The organism is Pseudomonas sp. CBZ-4, from assembly GCF_000346755.1.
In the GTDB taxonomy this organism is placed as follows: Bacteria; Pseudomonadota; Gammaproteobacteria; order Pseudomonadales; family Pseudomonadaceae; genus Aquipseudomonas.
On record NZ_ANNV01000108.1, the window covers coordinates 1 to 17,986 of the forward strand.

The window sequence follows — 17,986 nt, forward strand, 5'->3', positions numbered from 1 at the left end:
TTTGGGGCTTTTCCAAAGTGAGCCGCCGTAAGGGCGGAACCATAGGTGGCCGTTACCTAAATAACGGATATGTACTCACTCCAAAAAAAACCAAGCTCAAGCCGCCGAAAGCGTCACCCAATACCCACTCAAATGCCCCCTAACAACCACCGGATAAGTCCCCACCAACATATTCAACGCACGCTGCGTATCACCAACCGGAAACGCCCCAGAAACAAGCAAACCCGCAATCGCCGGATCACACCGCACAACCCCCCGCCGATACCGCGCCAGCTCCGCAACAAAATCCGCCAGGCGCATCTTGTCCGCCATCAACATCCCCTGAGCCCACGCCCCAACATTCCGGTCAACAACCTCAACCCCACCAAACGTCTGCGCAGAAAAATCCGTACGCTGCCCCGCATTGACCACCAACGGCGCACCCTGCCGATTCTCAGCCAACACCACTTTCACCGCCCCCTCAAGCACCGCCAGATAAGTCCGCGAACCCAGTTCGCGCACGGTAAAGCGCGTCCCCAACGCCTGCATATGCCCCTGGCGCGTACTCACCAGAAACGGCCGCACAGCATCCGCCGCCGTCTGCACCAGGATCTCCCCCTCACGCAACTGCACCAGCCGCTGCTGGCTATCAAAACGCACATCGATCGCCGTGTCGGTGTTGAGCGTGATACGCGAACCATCGGTCAGCACCAGCTCCCGGCGCTCGCCGACGTGGGTGCGGTAATCCGCCGTCCACTGCTGCGACTGCGCCAGCTTCCAACCGCCCCAACCGACCGGCATCACCGCCAGCAACAACGCCAGCTTGCCCAGCGCCGCGCGGCGTTCAGGATGACTTGGACGATCCAGCGCCGACATCGCCAGCGCCGGCGGCAAACCGCCGAGCTTGCTTTGCAGCACCTGCGCCCGGGCCCAGGCGCGGTCGCGCTCGGGGCTGCTGACCTTCCAGCGCTCCCATTCGGCGCGTTCGTTGGCGCTGAGGTCGTTTTCGCTCAGGCGCATCAGCCATTCGGCGGCTTCTTCGAGGACGTCAGCGGGCAGCGGCGGTTCCTTGCGCAGGCTGAGCATTCATTCCACCAGCATCAGGCACTGCACAAACGCCTGTTTCATGTAGCGTTTGACGGTGATCAGCGACACGCCCAACTGCACGGCGATGTCGTCGTATTTGAGGCCGTTGAGCTGCGACAGCAGGAACGCGCGCTTGACCAGCGGCGGCAGCGCGTCGAGCATCGCGTCGATTTCGTGCAGGGTCTCCAGCACCATGAAGTGGGTTTCGGCCGACGGCGCCTCTTGCGGCGGCGCGCTGGCCAGGGCTTCCAGGTAGGCGCGTTCCAGCGCCTTGCGCTGGTACCAATTGACCAGGATGCCCTTGGCCACGCAGGTCAGGTAGGCCCGTGGCTGGTCGATCACCGTGACCTGGGAGGCGAGGATGCGCGTGAAGGTGTCCTGGGCCAGGTCCGCCGCATCCATGGCATTGCCGAGTTTGCGTTTGAGCGTGGCGTACAGCCAGCCGTGATGGCCGCTGTACAGCGCCTCGATTGCGCGCAGGTGCTGGGTGTGATCGGCTTCGAGGATTTCGCTCATGACGCGCAACCGTGCAATTGAGAAGTATTCCCAATGCTAAGGGACAACCCTGCGTGAGCGCAACGCGAGAATCGCAAGCAGCGCCAGCCCATAGGCCACGCAGACGAACAGGTAGGTGTACGCCAGCCCAAACACCTGGCTGAGCAGGCCCCCGAGCGAGATGCCGGCAATCGAGGCGAATTGCGCCGTGCCCTGGGCGATCCCCAGCACGTGGCCCTGGCTGGTGCCGTCGGCGGTCTTGGAAATCAGCGCCATCAGCACCGGCGTGGTGGCGCCGAGCAACACGCCCCACACCAGGTAGCCAAGGGCAAACACCAGCGGGTTGCGGGTGATGCCGGCCAGGGCGGTGAGGGCGATGCACCCGAGCACCACCCAGGCGATGCGCTGCAGCGAGTCGGCTTGGCTGCGGCCTTCGAAGTGCCGCGCCCACGTGGTCGCGGACAGGATGAAACCCAGCGCAAGCAAGCCGTAGCACAGGCCGACCCAGGCGTTGCTGACGTTGAAGGTGCTGCTCACATACAGCGCGAACGAGGTCTGCGGCAGCAGCCGCGCCAACAGCAGAATGCCCATCACCGCCAACAGCGGCAGCAGCGCCGAACCGCGCCACACCACGGCGCTGGAGACGGTCACGGTTTTCTTCTGCGGCGGCACGTCGGGCAAGGTCAACGCAGCGATCAGCGTGCACACCGCGCAGAGTGCGGCAGCGCTGAGGTTGATCCAGAAAAACGTCGCGTGATCAAGGATCAAGCCGCCGAGCACCGCGCCCAGCAGCGAGCCGACGTTGGTGGAAATCTGCAACAGCGCAAACAGGCGTGCGCGCCGCGCCGGCGCTTCGATGCTCACGCCGTACGCCTGGGCCGGGGCGATATAGCCGGCGCACGCGCCCTGCAAAAACCGCAGCAACAGGATCGCCCAGATATCGCTGACCAGCGCCAACGCCAACTGGGTCAGGGTCAGGCCGACCAAGGCGCGGATCATCATCAGCTTGTGCCCATGACGGTCACCGATGCGCCCCCAGAATGCGCTGGTCAGCAGGATGCCAAGCATCGGCCCGACGTACACGGCGATGCTGGCGAAACTGAACAGCGCATCGGAGTCAGTCATCCCACGCAGATGCACCGGCCAGAACGGCCCGCTCATTTCCATCGCGCCCATCGACACGAGCTGGATCGCGAACAGCAGGGAAATCAGGACGCGGGTCGGTGGCATGGCTCAGTCTCGGTTTTCAAAAAATTCACAGGGGGCTGATACTTTTTCGCCGGTCGGCTGGCATCAGGAGTAATTCTCATCCGATCCAAGGACCCCGACGTCATGCCCGTTGCCAGCCGGTTAACATTCGCCATCCGTACTGCCCTGTTGCTGGCCGCCGCCAGCGGCAACGCCTGGGCCGCCAGCGCCGAGTCGCACGACGACAGCGCGCAGAGCCTGACCCTTGACGCGACAGACGTCAACGCCGTCTACAACGGCCCCACAACCCTGCCCGAGGTGTTCGCCGGTGGCCAGGTCGCCCGGGGCGCGCGCCTGGGCATGATGGGCAACAAGGACGTGATGGACACCCCGTTCAGTGTCACCAGCTACACCGCCAAGACCCTCGCCGACTTGCAAACCGTGACCGTCGCCGATGCGTTGGAGCGCGACCCTTCGGTGCGTTCCACCGGGCAGTCGGGCGGTATTGTCGACTCGTTTTTCGTGCGCGGTTTCGCAATTGGCGAGGGCAACCTCGGTGAGTTGGCCTTTGACGGCGTGTACGGCGTGGCGCCCAACTACCGCGCGTTCACCGAGTACGCCGAGCGCATCGAAGTGCTCAAGGGCCCGGGTGCGCTGGTGTACGGCATCTCGCCCAACAGCGGCGTGGGCGGGGTGATCAATATCGTCCCCAAGCGCCCGCTGGATGAAGATTTGACGCGCTTTACCGGCAGCTATGCCTCCGACAGCCAGGTCGGCGGCCACCTCGATATCAGCCGTCGTTTCGGTGATGAAAACCAGTTTGGCGTGCGCTTCAACGGCAGCCTGCAGGGCGGCGACACGGCCGTGGACAACCAGAGCCGCGACGTCGGCATCGGCGCCATCGCCCTGGATTATCGCGGCGAGCGCCTGCGTCTGAACCTCGATTACATCAGCCAAAAAGAAAGCTGGGAGGGCGCCTCGCGGCCGTTCACCATCCAACCGGGCGTGCAGGTGCCGTCGGCGCCGAATGGCCGCACCAGCCTGCCGCAGCAGTGGGGCTGGTCGGACACCAAGGAGCAGTCGCTGCTGCTCGGCGGCGAATATGACCTGAACGACAACCTCACCGTGTTCGCCCATGCCGGTGGCGGGCGTTCGGATGTGAAGCGCATGTCCGATCAGGTGCCGCGCATCCTCAATGACGCCGGCGACACCAGTAACACGCCGGGCTACTACAAATTCAACGTCGACCGCTCCACCGCCGATGTGGGCGCGCGCGGACTCTTTGCCACCGGCCCGGTGACGCACACCGCCACGCTGATGGCGACCCGTTACACGGATGAATTGTCGCGGGGCATCAACAACGGCACGCTGATCCGTTCCAATATCTACCACCCGGTGGACACGCCCAAGCAATACATCAACACGCCCAAGGTGCTGCGCATTTCCGAAACGGAACTGTCCGGCATCGCGTTGACCGACACCCTGGGCATGCTCGACGACCGCATCCAGCTGACCCTCGGCATGCGCCACCAAGCCATCGAGTCGCGCAACTACAACGCCGCCGGCGGCGTCAGTGCGCGGTATGACGCCAGCGCCAACACGCCGTTGCTCGGTGTGGTGGTCAAGCCGTGGGAGGACGTGTCGCTGTACTACAACTATGTCGAGGGCTTGAGCAAAGGCGACGCGGCACCCGGCACGGCGAGCAACGCCGGGGAGACCTTCGCGCCCTACGAGTCCAAGCAACACGAACTCGGCGTGAAGTACGAACACGGCAGCTTCATGACCACAGTGGCGTTGTTCCAGATCGAAAAACCCAGCGGCGAAACCGGGGCCAACGGTGTGTATTCGGTGCAGGCCGAACAGCGCAACCGTGGCCTGGAGCTGAGCATGTTTGGCGAAGTGGCCCCCGGCACCCGCCTGATGGGCGGCGTGACCTTCCTCGATGGCGAACTGACCAAATCCGCCACCGCCGCCAACCGTGGCAACAAACCGGTGGGCGTGCCGGATATCCAGGCCAATCTCTGGGCCGAGTGGGACACCCCGGGGCTGGAAGGTTTTACCCTCACCGGCGGCGCGATCTACACCGACCGCCAGTTCGTCGACCAGGCCAACACCCAGCAGCTGGACTCGTGGACGCGCATCGATGCCGGCGCGCGTTATGCGACGAAGATCGACGGACGACCAACGACCTTCCGTGCCACGGTGCAGAACGTGTTTGACCGTGAGTACTGGTCGGGCGTGGCGTCGTACGGCGCGTTTTCGCCGGGCTATCCGCGTACGTTGCAGTTGTCGGCGAGCGTGGATTTCTAGGACACGAATGTCGATATCAGACGCATTCATGCCGCACCCAGGCTATTTTCGCTCCGGCCGGCCCGCGTAAGGTGACCCATCATTAAGAAATGATGATCGCCTGACTCTTCAGTCAGTACGCCTTACGTCGATCACCGAGAATAAAAACAACGATGAATAGCCTGAATACCAAGGATTCCAACGGACAGTTGGCGCAGGGCTTCAAGCCGCGCCACGTCACCATGCTCTCCATCGCCGGGATTATCGGCGCGGGGTTGTTTGTCGGTTCCGGGCACGCGATTGCGGCGGCGGGGCCGGCGGTGATGCTGGCTTATCTGTTTTCCGGGCTGCTGGTGGTGCTGGTCATGCGCATGCTCGGCGAGATGGCGGTGGCCAACCCGGACACCGGCTCGTTCTCGACCTACGCCGACCAGGCCATCGGCCGCTGGGCCGGCTTCACCATCGGCTGGTTGTACTGGTGGTTCTGGGTGTTGGTGATCCCCATCGAAGCCCTGGCCGCCGGGCATATCCTCAACCAGTGGTTCCCGCAGATCGACGCTTGGCTCTTTGCCTTGTTGTCGATCTTTTTGTTGGTGGTGACCAATCTGTTCAGCGTGTCCAAATACGGTGAATTCGAGTTCTGGTTCGCCATGGCCAAGGTGGTGGCGATCATCGGTTTCATTGGCTTGGGCTTTGCCGTGCTGATGGGCTGGATTCCCGAGCGCGAGGCCAGCGGGCTCAGCCGCCTGATGGAGGAACACGGCGGTTTTGCGCCGAATGGGCTGTCGGCGGTGGTCGGCGCGTTCATTACCATCATGTTCAGTTTTATCGGCACCGAAGCCGTGACCATCGCCGCCGCCGAGTCGAGCAACCCGGCGCAGAACATCGCGCGGGCGACCCGTTCGGTGATGTGGCGCATCGGCGTGTTCTACGTGTTGTCGATCTTCGTGGTGATCTCCGTGGTGCCGTGGGATGACCCGCTGCTGGCCTCGGTGGGCTCCTATCAGCGCGCCCTGGAGCTGATGAACATTCCCCATGCCAAGCTGCTGGTGGATATCGTGGTGTTGATCGCCGTCGCCAGTTGCATGAACTCCTCGATCTACATTGCCTCGCGCATGCTGTTTTCCCTGGGCAAGCGCGGTGATGCGCCCGCCCTGATGAAAAAGACCTCGGCCGCCAGCGTGCCACGGGGGGCGGTCATCGCCAGTACGGTGCTGGGCGCGGGCGTGACCTTGCTCAGCTACTTCATGCCGGCCGGACTGTTCCAGTTTTTGCTCGCCAGCTCCGGCGCGATTGCCTTGCTGGTGTACCTGGTGATTGCCGTGTCGCAGCTGCGCATGCGCAAGGTGTTGCTGCGCCGCAACGTCACGCTGACGTTCAAGATGTGGCTGTTTCCCTGGTTGACCTGGTTGGTGATCGCGTTCATCTGTAGCGCGTTGACGGTGATGCTGGTCACGCCCGCGCACCGCTTCGAGGTGTCATCCACCCTCGTGCTGGCCTTGCTGATTGCCCTGGTCGGCTTGATCACCGCGCGGCATCCCGAACCCCAACCTCAGGCCGTGTCCGCAGCCACCCAGCCATGAGCGCGCGGCCGATCAACAGCCTGGTGTTTTTGCTGTTGGACCAGTTCACGCTGATCTCCTTGGCGTCGGCCCTGGAGCCGCTGCGCATGGCCAACCAGTTGGCCGGCCAGGAGCTTTATCGCTGGCACACGGCAAGCCTGGATGGCAACCCGGTGTGGGCCAGCGACGGCGTGCCCATCACCCCGGACGGTTCGATCCATAGCGTGCCGGTGGCCGACAGCGTGATCGTGTGCGGCGGTATCGGTATCCAAGGCACCGTGACTGGCGAACTGGTCAAGTGGCTGCGCAGCCAGGCGCGTTATTCGAAGCGCCTCGGCGGCATCTGTACCGGCAGCTGGGTGCTGGCGCGGGCCGGCTTGCTCGATGGTTATGAATGCAGCGTGCATTGGGAATGGCTGGCCGCGATGCAGGAAGCCTTCCCACGGGTGACACTCAGCACCAGCCTGTTCACCCTCGACCGCGACCGCCTCACCAGCTCCGGTGGCACCGCGCCGCTGGACATGATGCTGCACCTGATCGGCCGGGATCACGGGCATGAACTGTCCGCCGCGATTTCGGACATGTTTGTCTACGAGCGCATCCGCAACGAGCAGGATCACCAGCGCGTGCCCCTCAAGCATATGTTGGGCACGCAGCAACCCAAGTTGCAGGACATCGTCGCGTTGATGGAGGCCAACCTGGAAGAGCCGATCAACCTCGACGAACTGGCCGCGTACGTGGCGTTGTCACGCCGCCAGCTGGAGCGGATGTTCCAGAAATACCTGCACTGTTCGCCTTCGCGCTACTACCTCAGATTAAGGCTGATCCGCGCGCGGCAGCTGCTCAAGCAGACGCCGATTTCCATCGTCGAACTGGCCGTGCTTTGTGGGTTTGTGTCCACGCCGCACTTCTCCAAATGCTACCGCGAGTACTTCGGCGTGCCGCCCAGCGATGAGCGCTCGGCCACCGACAGTGAGCGCTCCATCGTGGTCAAGCCGATCCTTCACAGCGCGCCCGCGCCCATGCCGATCAACGTGCTGGAGCAGGCGCGGGGCGAGTCGACGTTTGCCAGTATCAAGAACCTGCGTCCGGGCGGGCGCGCAGACTGACCGCTCAGTACTTCCAGGTCACCGACGCCGTCACATTGCGTGGCGCGCCATAGTTGGTGGAGCCCGCAGCCTGGTACAGCGACAGCAGGTACTTCTGGTCGGTGACGTTGTTCAGGTTCAGCGCCGTGCTCCAGTGGTCATCGAAGTCGTAGCTGGCCATCAGGTCCACCAGGGCATAGGCGCTTTGTTGCACGCGGCTGTTGCTGTCGACCTGGGTGGAGCTTTGCCATTGCACGCGGCTGCCGATCTTGGCGTGGGGCAGGCCGGGCAGGCGGTAGGTCAGGCTGCCGCGCACGCTGTGGCTGGGCACGTATTGGCGCGCCTTGTCGCCGTGGTTGTCTTCGATGTGCACGTAGGTGTAGCCGCCCGCCAGCGTCAGGCCGGGCAGGGCTTCGCCGTTGGCTTGCAGTTCGACGCCACGGCTTTTGTAGTCGACGCCGCGATACACGTACTGGCCGCCGACAATTTGCCCGGTGGCTTCGGCGACGTTTTGTTGTTCGGTCTTGAACAGCGCGGCGGTGACGCCCAGGCGTTCGTCGAGCAGGCGGCCCTTCACGCCGACTTCCATGCTTTTGCCTTCCAGCGGCTCGATGATGCCGCCGGCGGTGCTGCGCAGGTATTGCGGTTTGAAGATTTCGGTCCAGCTGGTGTACAGGCTCCACTGCGGGTTCAGGTCGTAGACCAGGCCGGTGTAGGGCGTGACTTTGCCGTGAACCCGCGTGTTGTGCGGCGAGCCGTAGCCCATGCCGTCGCCATCGGCGCTGAGCATGCGCGCGCCGGCGATCCAGTGCAGGTCGTCGGTGAGGCTGAAGCGTGCGCCGGCGAACAGGCTTTTCTGGCGGTCGGTGAACAGCTGGGTGTTGAGGTCGTCGGTGTAGTTCATCGGCGGTTCCACCACGTTGCCGGCCAGTACGTCGGCGAGGCTTTCCACCTGGCTGCCGGATGCGCTGTTGTAGTGACCGCGTTCCGTGTGGTGCAGGCGCCCGTAGTTGGCGCCGAGGGTCAGCTCATGTTCGCGGCCAAGGAAGTTGAACGGGCCGGACAGTTGGCCTTCGGCGGCCACCTGGTGCTCGGTGCTCTTGGTGCGGTTGATGTAGGCGATCACGCTGTCGGCGGTCAGCGGGATGGCGTAGAGCATTTTTGTGTCGGAGTGCTGGCTCATCCCAGAGACGGTGAGGGTGCTGGTCCAACCGTTGTCGAAGGCATGCGTCAGCTCGGCGAAGGCGCGTTGGGTCTGGATATTCCAGTAGGTCCACGGCTGGCCGACGCTGGCGCTGCGGTCGCTGTAGTGGATGCGGTTGCCGGCGTAGTCGGCGATGGGCAGGCCGCCCCAGGTGCTGCCGTTGGAGTAGCTGTCCTGCTGGGAGAAACCGACGGTCAGGGTGTCGGCGTCGGACAGGTCGAAGGCCAGCAAGCCGGCGGTCACGTTGACTTCGTGGCTGTACTGGTCGAGGTAGGAGTTGCCCTTGTCGTGGGAGGTGATAAAGCGCCCGCGCACGTTGCCGCTGTCGGTCAGCGGGCCGGAGACGTCCAGGCCCAGGCGGCGGTTGTCCCAGGAACCGGCGCTGGCGTCGATCTTGGCCTGGAAGGTGTCGGTGGGGCGCTTGCGCACCAGGTTGACGGTGGCCGAGGGGTCGCCCGCGCCGCTCATCAAGCCATTGGCGCCGTGCAGTACATCGACCTGTTCGAACTCGGTCATGTCCTGTTCGCCCACCAACACACCGCCGGAGAACGGCAGGCCCATGCCGTCGAATTCGAAGTTTTCAATCTTGAACCCGCGGGACGTGAAGGCGGTGCGGTCGGTTTCAAACTGTTCGACGGTGACGGAGGGCGCGCTGCGCAGGGCTTCCTTCACGCTGTTGAGCTTGAAGTCGTCCAGTTGCTCGCGGGTGACCACGGTGATGGCTTGCGGGGTTTGTTTGTCGGTCAGGCCCAGGCGCGTGGTGGTGGACTTTGGTTTGCCCAGATAACCGACACTTGGGCCGCCGTCTTGTCCGGCGTAGTCCTGCACATGGATCGCCGGCAAGGTCATGCCGTCTACCTGACGCGGCACGGGCACCAGGTAAACCGTGGCCGCGTCGGTACGGGCAAAGCTGTAGCCGCTGCCTTTGAGCAGTTCGGTGAGGGCCTGTTCCGGCGCGTACACACCCACCACCGCCGAGCTGCGCAGGGCGCCGTCGAGGTTGCCGTCGAGCAGCACGTTCTGCCCGGATTGCTGGCTGAAGATCAACAAGGCCTGGCGCAGTTGCTGGGCCGGGATGTTGAGCGACAGTTTATCCACCGAGGTGCTCGCTGCCGTGGCCGCATAGACCGGGACTGCTGCCATGAGCAGGCTGCAGGCGAGGGCGGCGGCGCGCCAGTGCACGGTGGGTTGGGGTTGATTTGCCATTCAGGTGGTTCCCTATGAGGTCGCGCTATCAATCCCTTTACGACGGATGACGCGTGGCGATACCTGATGGCGATGTGAATTATTTGCGATTAGGCCGGTTGGATCAGGGTGACCAGGTCGGTGTAGTGGGTCACGCGCACGGCCAGGGCCTTGGCCAACACGTCGAGCATCTGCTCGGGACGGTTGAGGTTGAGGATCAGGCTGACGCGACGCGCGGCCAGTTGCGGGTCGGGGATGAAGATCTTGCCTGCACGCCAGTGCTGTAATTGGTTGACCACGCTGAGCAGCGGCGTGTCGAAGAACACCAGGCGGCCGTTGCGCCAGGCGAGCACCTGTTCCAGCTCGGCGCGTTGGATGGCGCCGGTGTGGGTGGCACTGAAGCGCAGGGACAGGCCTTCGCCCAGGTCGGTCTGCTGGCTTGGCGTTATCACGCGCACCGTGTGCCGGCTCACGCTCAACAGCGCGCTGGCGCCGTCGCACGCCAGGCAGAACTCCGCGTCACTGGCCAACACCCGGCCCGCCTGGGTCTGCACGACAAACTCGGCGGCCTTGGGCTGCACCTGGAAAAACGCCTCGCCCTGCAACAGCTCCACCGCGCGCCGCGTGGCGGAAAAATCCAGGTTCAGCGCGCTATTGCCGGCCAGCTCAACGCTGGAACCATCCGGCAGTTGCACGGTGCGCCGCTCGCCCACGGCGGTGCGCACGTCGGCAAACGGCGCGCCGATGCCCTTGAACCACAGGGTGCCAGCGCTGGCCGCCACCACCGCAACACTGGCGGCAACCCCCAGCCCGACAAAGCGCCGCCGGGACAGTTGGGGTGCTTGCACCTTGGGCGGCGCCAACACGGCGGTCGCCGCCCACAACTGCTCCAGGCGGGCATACGCCTGGGCATTGCGCGGGTCGGCCGCGAGCCAGTCGGCCAGTGCCTCGCGCTCGGTCGGGGTCGGCGTGCCGGCCTGGACCAGGGCAAACCACTCGCTGGCCTGGTGACTGGCGTCATCCGGGCGGGCGGGGGTGGGGACGAGGCGCGGCGGTTCAACACTCATGGGTCATCAATTCAACGAGGGCAGGGCAGGCGGCGCAGTATAAGTGAAGGGGCTCACTCGGGCATGCCCAGCTTCAACAAATCCAGGGCGCGCACCATGCGGCTGTAGGCGGTTTTCGGCGAGATGCCGAGGCGTTCGCCGATCTGCACGTAGGTCAGGCCTTCAACACGCACCAGCAGGAATATTTCGCGGCAGGGCGCGGGCATGTTCTGGATCACGACGTTGAGGGTGGCCAGTTGCTGATGGGCGATGGCGGCTTGCTCCAGCGTCGGGCTGGGTTGTTCCAGCGCGCCGGGTGCCTGTTGGTCCAGCGGCTCGCCCTTGCGGTGCTCCTGGCGGCGGGTGTGGTCGATGAACAGGTTGCGCGCGGCCGAGAACAGATAGGCGCGGAAATTGTCGATGCGCGTGCGGCCCATCTGTTCCGACAAGCGGATGAACGCGTCCTGCGTCAGGTCGGCTGCGGTTTCCTTGCAGCGTAAACGGCGGTCCAGGTAAGCCTGGATTTCGCCGCGATGGGCGAGGTACAACGCCTTGAGATCTGAGCCGGACATAACGCCACCTGACAGCCATGGGAGCAAGCGCGGCGGAATATAACAAACGAGAATGATTGTTAATAGCGGCGCGAAGGTTTTTTCGCCATCGCGCCGTGGGCTCAGTTGTAGAGAGGCTGTCAGATCGCTTGCGGTTTGAAGTCGCTGGCGGCGACCGGCATCACGCCTTGCATCAGTGCCACGGATTTTTCCAGGCCTTCGAGGCTGTTGAGCAACACGTCTTCGTGTTCGATGGACAACCAGCCATCGTAGCCGGCCATTTTCAGGCGGTAGCAGAACTGGCGCCACCACTGTTCGCCGTGGCCGAAACCGAGGGTGATATAGGACCAGCTGCGCGCCGACACGTCCATCAGCGAGCCGTTTTCCAGCAGTGAATCCACCGCCTGTACCGGTGTGTTGAGCAGCGTGTCCTTGGCGTGTACGTGGTACAGCGCATCGCCGAGGGCGTCGGCGGCGGCCAGGGGGTCGGCGCCCATCCAGAACAGGTGCGACGGGTCGAGATTGGCGCCGATCACCGGGCCGATGGCGTCGCGCAGCTTGAGCAGCGAGCGCACGTTGTACACGCACTGGTTGCCGTGCAATTCGAGGGCGATGCGCTCCACGCCATGGGCCTTGGCCAGGTCGGCGATCTCGCCCCAGAACGGCAGCAGGCGTTCTTCCCACTGGTAGCGCAGCATGGTTTGTGTCTCCGGTGGCCACGAGGCGACGACCCAGTTGGGCATGCGATCGCCGGCCTGGCCCTCGGGCAGGCCGGACATGGTGCACACGGTCTTGATCCCCAGTTCACCGGCCAGGCGGATCGTATCCTTGAGGCACTGGGCCTGTTCCGGCTGGGTCGGGTGCAGCGGGTTGCCGTTGGCGTTGAGGGCGATGATTTCCAGGTTGTGCTGTTCGAAACTGCGGGTGAAATCGCGGCGAGCGGCGTTGCTGTCGAGCATCTGCTGCAGATTGAAATGCGGCGCGGTGGACCAGCCCCCGGTGTTCACTTCCAGGCCCGACAGGCCCATGCGTTCAGCGTGCTTGAGCACATCGCCCAACGGCAGGTTGCCGAGGGTATCGGTGACAAATCCCAATTTCATCGCGAAGCTCCTGACACGTGTTGTGGTTGTTATGGGGCGATTATTCGCAGTGGTTCGCCGGCGTTCAAGGACGAGCAAGGGCCAAAACTGATGGGAATTCCCTCAAGTTGCACTGCACAAAGAACTCTTAAAGTACGGGCATACGGTTTATAAATGAGGGTATTCACATCATTCAGGACGGGTCCGCCATGTCTCAGCAAGCCCCTGTGCCATTCTGGAAGGGCCCCACGGTGGAGCAGATCGCCAAGGTCGCCCGGGTCGGCGTCGCCACCGTGGACCGCGTGCTCAACCACCGTGCCGGGGTGCGCGAACAGACGCGGCTCAAAGTGCTGGCGGCGCTGGACAAGCTCAGGCAAGACCTCGCCAACGGCACGGCGACCCTGCAGATCAAACTGTTCTGCGACTCGGGGGAAACCTTCAACACGACGCTGGCCGAGGCACAGGAGACGGTGAACAGCTCAACGCCCGGCGTGCTTGTTGAAGGTCATTACGCCCCTAGCAACAGCGTCGATCCAGCAGCATTCGCCGATCGTGTGCAGGCCGATGGCGCCAGCGCCGACGGGGTGATTGTGGTCTGCCGTGAACACCCGGCGATCAACCGCGCCGTGCGCGCCTTGTGTCGCCGAGGAATCCCCGTTGTCTGCCTCACCACCGACTTGCCCAACTCCGGGCGCAGCGCCTACGTGGGCAACGACCAGTACGCCGCCGGCAGCGTCGCCGGCTTGCTGATCGGCAATGCGCTGGCGCGGCAGAAGGCGAAGATCCTGCTGGTCACCAGCATGGCGTTCCGTTGCCAGCAGGAACGTGAGATGGGCTTTCGGCGGGTGCTGCGCGCGGAGTTCCCGCACCTGAAGATCGATGAGCGGATGGGGTCTGACGACCGTCCGCAGACCACTGCCGAACAGCTGATGCGCTACTTCTCCAAACACGACTACCCGGCGGCGATCTACAACGTGGCCGGGGCCAATCGTGGCGTGGCGCAGGCCATCGGCACCATCCCCGGCGAACAGCGGCCGGTGTTCGTCGGGCACGAGTTGACCGGGCATACCCGCGCGATGCTTGAGTCCGGGGTGATGGACTATGTGCTGTCCCACGATTTTGTCGGCGAGGTGTCGGCCGCGGTGCGCTGGATTCGCGGGGCGCGGGAGGGTGCGCGGGCCGCGCCGGCGTTTACCCGGGTGTTGGTGCATACGCGCTACAACTGTGATTGACGGTAAAGACGTAAAAGTCCAGTATGGAATTATAAGTACAAAATGATCGTTGCAGCGTTTTCTTCTCTCTTGCCAAACCAACAACAACCCGCGAGAACCTCATCATGAAGAAACTCCCCCTCATCACCGCCCTGGCCTTGGGCCTGTTCGCGTCCAGCCACCTGCTGGCGGCCGAGAAGACCCTGCGCATCGGCATTGAAGCGGCTTACCCGCCGTTTGCATCGAAGACGGAAAAAGGCGAGATCGTCGGCTTCGACTACGACATCGGCAATGCCCTGTGTGCACAGATGAAGGTCAAGTGTGTGTGGGTCGAAGGTGAGTTCGATGGTCTGATTCCTTCCCTCAAGGTGAAGAAGATCGACCTGGCCTTGTCGTCCATGACCATCAACGAAGATCGCAAGAAGTCGGTGGACTTCACCCACAAATACTACTTTACGTCTTCGCGCCTGGTGATGAAGGACGGCGCCGTGGTGGATGACCAATACGCCAGCCTCAAGGGCAAGACCGTCGGTGTACAGCGCGCCACCACTACCGACCGCTATGCCACCGAGGTGTTTGAACCGAAGGGCATCAGCGTCAAGCGCTACAGCAACAACGAAGAGATCTACATGGATCTCGCGGCCGGGCGCCTGGATGCGATCTTTGCCGACACTATCCCGCTGAATGACTTCCTGCAGATGCCACGGGGCAAGGGCTATGCGTTTGTCGGGCCGGAGCTGAAGGACCCGAAATATGTGGGCGAAGGCGCGGGGATTGCGGTGCGCAAGGGCAATGGTGAGTTGGTCAGTGAGTTGAACAAGGCGATTGACGGGATTCGGGCGAGTGGTGAGTACCAGAAGATTTCAGAGCAGTATTTCAAGTCTGATATCTACGGCGATTGATGCTGAGCCGGGATGTTCGGGCTGAGTAGGTTGATGTGGGAGCTGGCTTGCCTGCGATGGCGGTCTTTTTGTGTACATATCCGTTATTTGGGTAACGGCTACCTATGGTTCCGCTCTTACAGCGGGTCACTTTTGGAGGGACCCAAAAGTAACCAAAAGGTCCTCGCCCCAACACTCGGCACCTCGCCTAGGCTCGGTGTGCCCGAAGCAGGCTTGAATCCGTGGGCCGCCGCAATGGGCCATCCATGGCCCAGTGCGGCTAACCCGGCGTCCTGCCGGGTTGCCCACGGATTCAAGCCTGCGTTCGGCCAGCGTGTTTGACGGGGCGACCGCAGATCAAAAGCCAGAGCGCGGCGGCCTTAGAGCCGACCGATTTTTTGTGTCGATCTCGGTTAAAAATGTGGGAGCTGGCTTGCCTGCGATGCAGACAACTCGGTACATCAGGCAAAGCCAGTTGATGCCATCGCAGGCAAGCCAGCTCCCACACAAGCCAGTTCCCACAGTTTGATCTGAGGTGGCTTTGAGTTTTTGGTTATTAATAAATAGCTTCTTATTCCTTAACGAATATAAAACCCGTCCCTATACTGTCCTACAACGTTAAACGCTGCAGGAGGGCACACCCATGCACAGCGAGTCGATTCGTTATCTGATCGTGCCGGGCTGGCAAGGATCGCCAGAAGATCATTGGCAAACTCATTGGCAGAACAGCCTGCCCAACAGCGCCCGCGTGGAGCAGGCCAACTGGCTGACGCCGCGCCGCGAAGACTGGGTGGCCGCGCTGGCCGAGGCCATCGCCGCCGACAGCACGCCGGTGATCCTGATCGCCCATAGCCTGGGTTGCATCACCGTGGCCCATTGGGCGGCGACGGCGCCCGTGCAGTACTTGCGGCAGGTGCGTGGCGCCTTGCTGGTGGCGCCGGCCGATGTCGAACGGCCTGCCTGCTCGCCGGCCCTGCGCAATTTCGCGCCGATTCCTGGCGACCTGCTGCCGTTTCCCAGCCAGGTGGTCAGCTCCGACAACGACAGCGCCGTCAGCGCCCCACGGGCCCTGGAGTTGGCCCGTCAGTGGGGCGCCGAAGCCGGCATCCTCTCGGGCGCGGGGCATATCAATGTGAAGTCCGGCCATCAGCGCTGGGAGCAGGGGTTTGCCTACCTCTATCGCCTGCAAAACCGCCTTGAGCACCACGCCCGCCGTAGTGCCTGAATATTTTTCAACGCCCCGTCCCTGAGTGGAGCCGGGGCGGGAGCCTGCCATGAGTCTGCATGAAACCTACGGCCAGCCACTGCTGACCTTTCCCGACGCCGATAAAAGCCCGCTGAGCATCCGCGCCAAGGCGCTGGTGTTTGTCGACCCCCGTTCGCGCCAACTGCGCGAAGACCTCGAAAGCCTCGCGCCGCGCGCCTTGCCCGTGTTGATTCGCGGCGAGACCGGCAGCGGCAAGGAGCTGCTGGCGCGGCACATTCACCGTGGCAGCGATCGCGGCGGCTTGTTTGTCTCGGTCAACTGCGGCGCGATCAGCCCGACCTACGCCGACGCCGAGCTGTTCGGTTACGCCGCCGGCAGCCACAGCGGCGCGGCGAGCAGCCGGGCCGGCTGGTTTGGTTCGGCCAACGGCGGCACCTTGTACCTGGACGAGATCGGCGACTTGCCGCTGCCGATCCAGGTCAAATTGCTCGCCGCCCTGGAAAACCACGAAGTCACCCGCGTCGGCGCCCATCAGCCGAGCCCGGTGGACGTGCGCCTGGTCGCCGCCACCAGCATCGACCTGGCCCAGGCCGTGGCGGCGGGCAAGTTCCATGAGCGCCTGTTCCATTACCTGAGCGAAGGCCAGCTGGAGCTGCCGGCGCTGCGCGAGCGGGTCGGCGATATCTTGTCCCTGGCGGAATACTTCCTCGGCATCTACAGCCAGCGCCTGGACTTGCCGGTGCCACTGATCAGCGACGCTGCCCAGCAGGTGCTGGAACAGCACAGCTGGCCGGGCAATACCCGTGAGCTGGAAAACGTTATTCACTTTGCGTTGCTGGTGAGCAGTGGCGACGAGATCTTGCCCGAGCATTTGAATTTGCCGGTGGCGGGCTCGCCGTTAGAGCAGGTCCAGCGGATCTTCAACAACGCCAGCGCCGCCGAACGGGAAACCTTGCGAAAATTCCTACATGAACAAAATGGAATATCAAAGTGAATAAAAGATATTGTTCGGGAATAAAAAATCTAGGTATTGTCCGTTTCACGCCGCGATAGCACATCGCTGGCACACCACATGACAAGCGGCCGTCACCGACGCCCCGGAATTAAGGACACTGCATGAAAAAGGTTCTGTTGTTTACCGCGCTGGCGGCTGCCCTGACTGCAAGCTTCGCCCAAGCCAACGAGAAACTGGTGGTTGCCGCCACGCCGATCCCGCACGCGGAGATCCTCGAGCTGATCAAGCCGACCCTGGCCAAAGAAGGCGTGGACCTGCAGATCAAAGTCTTCACCGACTACGTACAACCCAACGTACAAGTGGCCGAGAAGCGTCTGGACGCCAACTACTTCCAGACCCTGCCATACCTGGAAAACTTCAACAAAGGTAAAGGCACCAACCTGACCACCGTGGTCGGCGTGCACGTTGAACCGTTCGGCGCCTACTCGAAGAAGATCAAGAACATCTCCGAGCTGAAAGATGGCGCCACCGTGGCCATCCCGAACGAAGGCTCCAACAGCGGCCGCGCCCTGTTGCTGCTGCAAAAGGCCGGCGTGATCACCCTGAAAGACCCGAAAAACGCCTTGGCGACGCCGAAAGACATCGCCAGCAACCCGAAGAACCTGAAGTTCAAAGAGCTGGAATCGGCCCTGCTGCCACGCGTGCTGGACCAGGTTGACCTGGACCTGATCAACACCAACTACGCCCTGGAAGCCGGCCTGAACCCGGCGAAAGACGCGCTGTTGATCGAAGGCGCTGATTCTCCGTACGTGAACTACCTGGTGGCACGCCCTGACAACAAGGACAGCGATGCGATCCAGAAACTGTCCAAGGCCCTGACCAGCCCGGAAGTCAAAGCCTTCATCGAGAAAAAATACAGCGGCGCCGTGCTGCCGGCGTTCTGATGTAAGCCAAAACCCCCTTCAAGGTTTCAACGCCGA

General features: G+C 63.1%; 15 protein-coding genes. 8 read left to right on the forward strand and 7 right to left on the reverse strand.

Annotated elements, in window-relative coordinates; all coding sequences use genetic code 11:
• Positions 1 to 96: 96 nt before the first annotated feature.
• Genes B348_RS0114830 through B348_RS0114840 form a run of 3 tightly spaced genes read right to left on the reverse strand, consistent with a single transcriptional unit; the run spans position 97 to position 2,790 of the window.
• Positions 97 to 1,065, reverse strand: a complete 969-nt coding sequence (locus tag B348_RS0114830) for a FecR domain-containing protein (protein ID WP_017736861.1) — start codon at positions 1,063 to 1,065, stop codon at positions 97 to 99.
• Positions 1,066 to 1,581 (reverse strand): sigma-70 family RNA polymerase sigma factor, encoded by a 516-nt coding sequence (locus B348_RS0114835; protein ID WP_017736862.1) that lies wholly within the window; start codon positions 1,579 to 1,581, stop codon positions 1,066 to 1,068. It abuts the gene before it with no gap.
• Between the two features lie 36 nt (positions 1,582 to 1,617).
• A complete protein-coding gene (locus tag B348_RS0114840; protein ID WP_017736863.1) occupies positions 1,618 to 2,790 on the reverse strand; it encodes an MFS transporter in 1,173 nt (390 codons plus the stop codon).
• Between the two features lie 102 nt (positions 2,791 to 2,892).
• On the opposite strand from B348_RS0114840, the gene B348_RS0114845 reads away from it, so the two are divergent.
• The 3 genes from B348_RS0114845 to B348_RS0114855 all read left to right on the forward strand — a co-directional run bounded on the left by B348_RS0114845 (position 2,893) and on the right by B348_RS0114855 (position 7,708).
• The gene (locus B348_RS0114845) at positions 2,893 to 5,058 is read left to right on the forward strand and encodes a TonB-dependent siderophore receptor (protein WP_017736864.1); all 2,166 of its coding nucleotides are present in this window, start codon (positions 2,893 to 2,895) and stop codon (positions 5,056 to 5,058) included.
• Between the two features lie 152 nt (positions 5,059 to 5,210).
• On the forward strand, positions 5,211 to 6,620 hold the full coding sequence (gabP, locus tag B348_RS0114850; RefSeq protein WP_017736865.1) for a GABA permease: 1,410 nt from the start codon (positions 5,211 to 5,213) through the stop codon (positions 6,618 to 6,620).
• On the forward strand, positions 6,617 to 7,708 hold the full coding sequence (locus B348_RS0114855; RefSeq protein ID WP_017736866.1) for a GlxA family transcriptional regulator: 1,092 nt from the start codon (positions 6,617 to 6,619) through the stop codon (positions 7,706 to 7,708). The genes gabP and B348_RS0114855 overlap by 4 nt, the downstream gene beginning before the upstream one ends.
• 4 nt (positions 7,709 to 7,712) lie before the next feature.
• Here B348_RS0114855 and B348_RS0114860 read toward each other — a convergent pair whose 3' ends face one another.
• From B348_RS0114860 to B348_RS0114875, 4 genes are all read right to left on the reverse strand, one after another.
• Positions 7,713 to 10,097 carry a TonB-dependent receptor gene (locus B348_RS0114860; RefSeq protein WP_017736867.1) on the reverse strand — a complete coding sequence of 795 codons (2,385 nt, stop codon included), beginning with the start codon at positions 10,095 to 10,097 and terminating at the stop codon, positions 7,713 to 7,715.
• 89 nt (positions 10,098 to 10,186) lie between these two features.
• Positions 10,187 to 11,143, reverse strand: a complete 957-nt coding sequence (locus tag B348_RS0114865; protein ID WP_017736868.1) for a FecR domain-containing protein — start codon at positions 11,141 to 11,143, stop codon at positions 10,187 to 10,189.
• Between the two features lie 53 nt (positions 11,144 to 11,196).
• Positions 11,197 to 11,694 (reverse strand): RNA polymerase sigma factor, encoded by a 498-nt coding sequence (locus B348_RS0114870; RefSeq protein ID WP_017736869.1) that lies wholly within the window; start codon positions 11,692 to 11,694, stop codon positions 11,197 to 11,199.
• Positions 11,695 to 11,813: 119 nt separating this feature from the next.
• Positions 11,814 to 12,773: a sugar phosphate isomerase/epimerase gene (locus B348_RS0114875; RefSeq protein ID WP_017736870.1), complete on the reverse strand. Its 960-nt coding sequence runs from the start codon at positions 12,771 to 12,773 to the stop codon at positions 11,814 to 11,816.
• Between the two features lie 188 nt (positions 12,774 to 12,961).
• On the opposite strand from B348_RS0114875, the gene B348_RS0114880 reads away from it, so the two are divergent.
• The 5 genes from B348_RS0114880 to B348_RS0114900 all read left to right on the forward strand — a co-directional run bounded on the left by B348_RS0114880 (position 12,962) and on the right by B348_RS0114900 (position 17,950).
• Positions 12,962 to 13,984 carry a LacI family DNA-binding transcriptional regulator gene (locus tag B348_RS0114880; protein WP_026136799.1) on the forward strand — a complete coding sequence of 341 codons (1,023 nt, stop codon included), beginning with the start codon at positions 12,962 to 12,964 and terminating at the stop codon, positions 13,982 to 13,984.
• A gap of 104 nt (positions 13,985 to 14,088) precedes the next feature.
• Positions 14,089 to 14,865 (forward strand): ABC transporter substrate-binding protein, encoded by a 777-nt coding sequence (locus B348_RS0114885; RefSeq protein ID WP_017736872.1) that lies wholly within the window; start codon positions 14,089 to 14,091, stop codon positions 14,863 to 14,865.
• Positions 14,866 to 15,487: 622 nt separating this feature from the next.
• Positions 15,488 to 16,069, forward strand: a complete 582-nt coding sequence (locus tag B348_RS0114890; protein ID WP_017736873.1) for an alpha/beta hydrolase — start codon at positions 15,488 to 15,490, stop codon at positions 16,067 to 16,069.
• Between the two features lie 49 nt (positions 16,070 to 16,118).
• Positions 16,119 to 17,045: a sigma 54-interacting transcriptional regulator gene (locus B348_RS0114895; protein ID WP_017736874.1), complete on the forward strand. Its 927-nt coding sequence runs from the start codon at positions 16,119 to 16,121 to the stop codon at positions 17,043 to 17,045.
• Between the two features lie 122 nt (positions 17,046 to 17,167).
• Positions 17,168 to 17,950 carry a MetQ/NlpA family ABC transporter substrate-binding protein gene (locus B348_RS0114900; protein WP_017736875.1) on the forward strand — a complete coding sequence of 261 codons (783 nt, stop codon included), beginning with the start codon at positions 17,168 to 17,170 and terminating at the stop codon, positions 17,948 to 17,950.
• The last annotated feature ends 36 nt before the right edge of the window (positions 17,951 to 17,986 follow it).